This is a genomic window from Dyadobacter sp. 22481, assembly GCF_052044875.1.
Taxonomy (GTDB): Bacteria; Bacteroidota; Bacteroidia; order Cytophagales; family Spirosomataceae; genus Dyadobacter; species Dyadobacter endophyticus.
The window spans coordinates 112234-118866 of sequence record NZ_JBQENV010000007.1 but is presented as its reverse complement, the minus strand read 5'-3'; the positions used below and the strand labels follow the sequence as shown (position 1 = coordinate 118866).

The window sequence follows — 6633 nt, the reverse complement described above, 5'->3', positions numbered from 1 at the left end:
TAGGTAGCCGCCACAATTATTAATACACAGAAAAGCCACTCAGTAATGGGTGGCTTTTTGCGTGTATACCAATCTACTCACCTTTTCTTACAAAGGTTAAATGCAGTTGGAAGAGGCTCATCTCATAGGGGAGCAGACGGATCAGGGTTTCTCAACAGCCCTGATTTGGTCGAAGGCCAGGTTGCTGCTGCCTTCGCCTTTACCGGTGTTCTTCTTCATCCCCTGCCATACAAAAACCTCGCCATTGACCCAACGCGTACGTTGGAAGGATTGAGAGACACTCACACCTGCACGTGGAACTTCTTCTTCGTGAATGAAAAAAGCCAGAGGTGCCGATGTAGTACGGTCAGTACCGAGGTGATCAAGCCCTTCCCGCAAAATACTTGTGCGCGGTTTAACCTTCACCGGTTCGTGAGGATCTCCTTCAATGATTCGTAACATCGACGCCCTTTGCAGCTGGGTCTGGCGGTTATCGTTTTTGACATGCACAGGAATAAACGGTATCCAGTTTTCGGGCACGTCGGTCATCGCCTGGTAGCTGATCTTTGCGGTAAAGGGCACTTGCGCGGCAGATGTGCTCGCCTTTACGATGTTTTCGTGGTATTGCCTTACTCTCAGCGCCGCCTCACCGCCTTTGTCGGCAACTCCGATCGGCAGCGATACGGCCGTTTCAATACCCCACACCATGTTGGACATTTCATCGCGGATCAGCATGATTTTTTCCAAAGGCTCCCCTTCCTGCACTTTCATGGCTGCGGGTGCCAGAAACAGCGTATTATTTTGTGTCTGCGAACTTAGCTTAAACATGCTCCACGGCTCAGCGGCAACACTTTCCTGTTCGGCCGCCTTCACCCAGATCGTTTCTCCAAAGTTGTTGCGGACCGTCAGTCCTTCAATATTCGTGAGCACGCCAACCGGAAGCGTTTGCGGAAAAATAAACCAGTCATTGGCATAAATCAGGCCAAATTCCATTAAAAGTAACTTGGAAAGGTCTGTTGTTGAAGGTCTTACTGCACCCAGATTGGCTTTTCCGTCTTCGAATTTCCACCAGCGGGTGTCAGGCATCCCGTCAAACTGCACATGTGCCGGAATGAATGTTTCCGTGACCGTATCTTTCGGTTTTTCGGTTGCGAGGCCTTCTTTTTGATCGATATCGAATGCATACCAATCCAGATGGCCATCGTAATATTCTTTAGCGGTCAGGGTTTTGATATCCGTCGCCGAGAGCGCCGAGCTTTCAAACTGGTATTCGAGCCGATCGGGGAGCCAGGCATTATTTTCGTCCTCCTCCGGCTGGTGGTAAAGTTTTTTAAACCACAATCTGAAATTCTCCGCAAGTTCGGCGAGCACGCCTATCTGCCCGGCATCGGAAGTAATATCGTCGGAGGCCTGGTTGCCAATGATTTCAATATATTGTAAAAATTTGTAGCCGTCCATGCTGCGGCCACTGATTGCCGCATATTGCTGCCACACCTCCCGGTGCGCGTGGATATGGTCGGTATTGCGGGCGGGGTCCGGCAAGACGAAAGTATACTGCCTAATGTAAGTTGCGGCCAAATCAAGACTTCTGGATTTCAAAAGTTTCAGCCAATATCTGCCCATTTGCAGCCTGATATCAATACTCAGTTCTTTTCCTTCCCTCGAAAAGAGTATCTTCTTTTGCTCGGCCTTAACTTCCAGTGGAACATTATCTTCATACGGCTCTTCCTTCCGGTTCGCCGCCTTATACAGGTCGAGCGGGGAGTTGGAAATATGTACTTTGGCGAAAACTGGGGAGCCCGCGTCGTCGCTGGTGAATTCTCCCATTTGCCATTGCCTTGTGAGCATCCACAATGCATCCCGTACCTCCGCTTTCATGGCCCTGTCAAAATCATGAGTGCGGGGACGTCCTTCCAGCCGGTTCCACATCATGACCGTGGGATGCAGCCTCTCCGCCAGTGCCTTACTAATATCCCTGGGGTTGAATTTATCTTCCATGACCTAATTGTTTTCAATGCGTTGGTAAACATTGTTGTTGATTGCCAAATTAGTCGCGACCGTGATCCAATGTAATGTGACGGCCATCATGGTAGTCGGCAGAAATTGAGCATACCTTGTTTTTTCCAACATAGCAGGTTCTACTGCTCGTTTTTTGGCCATTTCCAGGGTTTCTTCCAGTGCGGTGAGCAGGTTGTCCCATTCCCAGCTGCCGGTAAAATCCGGCGGAGTTACCAGCAGCATGGTCTGCGGTGGTTCGCTGTTCGGCTGGTCGTAGTGAAAGGCTATGCCTGTGTTTTGTTCCTTTGATGGGATTACCTCCGTCCATTCGTCAATCACAATGCCGCATTGGGTTTTGGTTTTATCAAATGGCTGGGCAAAATGAGCGGTATATAATAATGTATCGCTGTTGATTGCAAATGTATCGGCTTCGTCCTTTTCGTTTTTGAACTTCATGGCCGCCCACCGGTCGTTTTCCCGGAATGGGAATTGCAGGGGAGTTAGCTCAACGGCGTTTTCCGGTTTAAAAGCTGCGGAAAGCAATGCCACGTTCTCCCAATGCCATACTTTTTCCCTGACTCTCGAAACGCCGGCCAGCCAGTCGTCGACCGGGAAAGACCTCTTTTCATGGGTCCTGGTAAAAGCCAGCAGCTGGTTGCTGTTTGTAAACGAACTTTCAAATGCATTGCCCTCTTGTTCGGCGAGCCTGAAATGCATCAATACCAATGCATCTTCTCCCAATAGCTTTTTAAATGCGCTTTGCAGCAGGGAAATTTTGTCGGAATTAACGGTGGCTGCATTCGCTTTTTGTATCAGATCTGCGCATGTTACCAGCTTGTCTGTTACCGATTTTTGAATGTTTTTCAGGGCTGTTTCGATGTCTTCTTGGAGCGAAACAAGCCTCCTGTTTTCAGCTTCCGTATCATCGTTATCGGAGTTCGCCTGCTGCATGAAGCCGATGCCGGTCTGACTGTTTTCATAAAGTGCTAGTTTCAGGAACAGGGTCGAAGTTTTTTCAATCAAATCATCAATGCTCGTGCCGGAATGTGCTGCCAGCAAACTATCAATCTGAGTTTTGAGCATTTCAAGTTCATTCCTGAGTGCCGAGACGCGATTTTTGAATTGAACATCATTCACAATCGGAGCGACTTGCTGACCCGACCCCGGCAAGGTGAAGGTATTCTGATCCAATGGCTTGCTGCCGATCAGTATCTGTCGCAGGCTTCTAATGAGTGCTGCGAGTTCGAAAAACGAAACTTTCGATTTGTCGGCGGGATCAATGGGTCTGGTATAATTGATCTTCACCTCTGTTTTAGGATGTTCTGAAATCTGATACCGCACAAAATGCGAGATGCGATCGTCCAGTTCAGTCATGAATTGCTCGGAGTCGAGGTTCAGGAGATACAGTAGGTCGATAGGTTGCACACCCAGGTCGGTTTGAGAAACTTCTACAGACGTCAATGCTGATCCCGGCTTAATATAATCCACCTGGCAAAGAACCTTTTCGGGCGGCGGCAAAATGTCGGCCAGCCATTGATTAATACCGGGCTCTGCCTTTGCCCGGGGCGTCATGGCGATAGACGAAGGCGAAGCTGACGGGTCGGCATCGGTGTCAAACTGCACCGCCACTTTTTGTGTAAGCGTAACGCCGCTTCGGGGTGTCTGCACAACGTTGATTTCAGGCGGATAGCTTCCCTTGCTGAATGCGTCGGCCACACCCGCGGCCCTTTCAAAATTCCCCTGAACCATCTGATAGGCTTGCTCAGCCACTACCAAATCGGAAATGGCGTCGTTGATATCCAATATCCTGGCTGCTTCCGCATTAATCGCGATTGCTTGCGGGCTGCTTTCGTTCAACCCGGCAAAAGGAGGCAGACCGAAAGGAAATGTGCTGGTACCTGATTTTTGTATCTGGGCAACCAGTTTCAGTCCGTCCACCACATGATTCGCCTGCACCGTCGTAATGCTCTCGGCTGGGTCGCTCAATGTGTCTTTCAGGTTATCGGCCACCAGCGGAAATACTTTTCTCAAAGGATATATGTACGAATCGAGTTCGATCTCGCCGGCTCGGTCGTGCAGCCCGCGTTCAAACTGGTAACCGAGCAGCGCTGCCAGGCTTTGCCCGTTTCGTATCCCGTCCAGAAATTGATTGGCGACCCTGACCCGGTTGGAAGTAAGGTTGACCGCAAATGGATTTCCATCGCCCGAATGCTTGTTGGACTCGTAGGCGCTCCTGAGCACCGCGGCGGTCGCGGCCTGGTTTAGTGACGGTGCATGAATGTATCCGAGGTTATCGGCGTCCGTTTGCAGGGGCTTACCCGCTTCCCGGTTGAGTACCCTGTCCAGTTCAGGCGACAACTGAATGTCCGCCAGTACTTTCCTATTTGGCCGTACGTCGGTTAGCCAGCCATAGGCGCCCATAAAAATGCCTTTTGAATTTTTCCTCTCTGGCTGCCCGATCTTTCGTTGTTCACTCAGCTTGTAATTTGTTAGACCCGTCAGCCAGGCGTCAATGCGGTAATTGCAGCAATCCAGATGCTCGACGAGTAATCTTTCGAGGCGTGCGGTGGGTGTATTGACAAGTATTCGGATGGCCTCGATGGTATCTTTCAGCCTTTTCGTTTCGGCGGATTTATCCAGGATCTCGGGTTTATAAATATATTCAACCAATTTCTGGGTATCGTTTCCCGTGATGTTGCGGTCGGCTGCGTATAAGGATTCGAACTTGCTTCTGCCGCCTTCGCGCTGTACGCCAATGAAGTCGGGATCAAAAAAATCACTTAATTTTTTGGTGGGGTCTTTGGTAATGTTCAGCCTCGCCGCCGCATCCGCCTGGGCGAGCATCAGCGCATGCCGCAAAAGCAGATAGAGAATCGCATTGGGTGCTGCACGCCCACCAAAATCCTGCGTCCTGATGGTTTCGGCATTGGAGGTTGCCAGCCATTCCAGGTAGTTTTTATTCCCATCGGCAGTATATGGTCTGACCGGCGCCGACTCCGATATCGGCAGGTCATCCACCAATGGTCCGCCAAGCAAATTTGCTCCACCCAGGAAGTATTTTTTAGAAATAGGCAGGCTGCTGATGTTGAACAGATTATCTCTGTCCACAGCCGATGCAATGTCTTTTCTGATTTCGTCCAGCGCGTGATCAATAGTACCGGCGAATGCTACATCTTTTTGCAGGATAAGTTGGTTATAAAGCTGTTTGGCGCTTTGAGCATATCGCTGGTGAAATTCTACCGAATTAGGGTGCAGGCCTAGCACATTCAGCAATGTTTGCTGCGGGTCCGCATTATTCTTGCTGATCCTCGATACTTCCGGAACCAGGCTTGCCCAGCTTGAATCCATCTGCATCAGGAGGCGATGCAGCTTGTTGAGAAAGATCGTCTGGAGGTTTTTTCTGGGCGCCAGGACAGGGCCGGTTTGTGGTGCGGGGAATTTTAGCCTGGAATACGCCGTAACGGGAAGTATCCCGTAAGGCTGTTTCCCGATCCGAATAGCAGGCGCTGGTCCACGCCCCGACACATAGTCGGCAAAGAATGTTTTAGTCCGGTTAATCAGGTCGTCGGTAAAAAGCGGTGTCATCATTTCTTCCATAAAATAACCCAATGTGGCCGGGAAGAGGGCGGTGTTCATGGCATTGGCTTCCAACTGGTCGCTGCCGTTTGCATGGGGTACTTTTTTCAAAATGCCGGGGTCGATACCCAGCAGGTCCGCTAATTTTTGCCCATCCGATTTCGTCGCGAAATCGTCCGACTCATCGAACTCCGTGGATTTTTTGAATATGCGCGCGAAGCTTTCATCGGGATCTTCAACAGACGAGGCTCCGGAATTCTCGTCATCCGTATTGTTTGTCGGCGTGCCCTGCCTGAGTAGCTCAAAACCCCCTTTGCTCTCAAAATGATCGGATAACAATTTTTCGAGCAATGCCTGGCTTTTATCCTGATCGGTCGAGTAGCGTACTCCTACCACGAAGAGTTTGTCAAAACCAATCGCCGCACCGGCCGTGTTCATGGGAATTTTAACACCCATTCCGGCCGCAACAGCCTTCTCAAAATCAACCATCCACTGCAAGTCCTCATTGACGATCAGGTCACCGTTCGCATCCTTTTTGATTTGCTTGTCGGCCGGCAGCGACGGATCCGGGCCGACGGAGAGATTCTCCGACACATTCTGTTCAAACAGGAAAATTTGTTTGGCCGAACCATTATAGCCGATCGCTACAAACCGGTCGGGCAATGCAATCGCCTTCGGGGCTTTGGTCCAGGATGTAGGCGAGGTGGTTACGGTGGCATCGTCGGGAAATTGAAGGTCGGCAGGTTGCGGGTTGAGTGGTTTGTAATGCGAGACGATCCAGCCGGCCCGTCCGGCGCCGTGGCTGTTGACCAGACTTTTCCACGCGCCTTTTTCGAGCGTTTCATCACCATCAGCCTTCCAAATCTCAGTCCAGAATGATTTTGCATTACGAAGCTCCGACTCGGACAGCTGCTCCTCTTTGTGGTTAATATTGCAATCGTCCGGAAAGACCCTTAACCACAGTTCCCGGGCGGTTCCGGCTGTTTTGAAGCGGGTTTCGAGCCTCAGCGGAAATAAGAGGATCGGGAACGCATCGCTCAGTTCGGCGATTTTAGTAACCGGATTGAATAGGTCGCTCAT

2 protein-coding genes are annotated in these 6633 nt (G+C 50.5%); both read right to left on the bottom strand.

Annotated features, from left to right (window positions below; translation table 11 throughout):
- Positions 1–141: 141 nt before the first annotated feature.
- Entirely contained in the window at positions 142–1977 is a 1836-nt protein-coding gene (locus tag ACTJJJ_RS31435; protein WP_440703891.1) for a hypothetical protein, read from the bottom strand.
- A gap of 3 nt (positions 1978–1980) precedes the next feature.
- Positions 1981–6633, bottom strand: coding sequence for a hypothetical protein (locus ACTJJJ_RS31430; protein WP_440703890.1), 4653 nt, complete (start codon positions 6631–6633; stop codon positions 1981–1983).

What these genes read in the sequence shown, in the direction of transcription:
- ACTJJJ_RS31435 (WP_440703891.1), bottom strand. Translation starts at nt 1,977, where the DNA reads ATGGAAGATAAATTCAACCCCAGGGATATTAGTAAGGCACTGGCGGAG.
- ACTJJJ_RS31430 (WP_440703890.1), bottom strand. Translation starts at nt 6,633, where the DNA reads ATGAGCGACCTATTCAATCCGGTTACTAAAATCGCCGAACTGAGCGAT.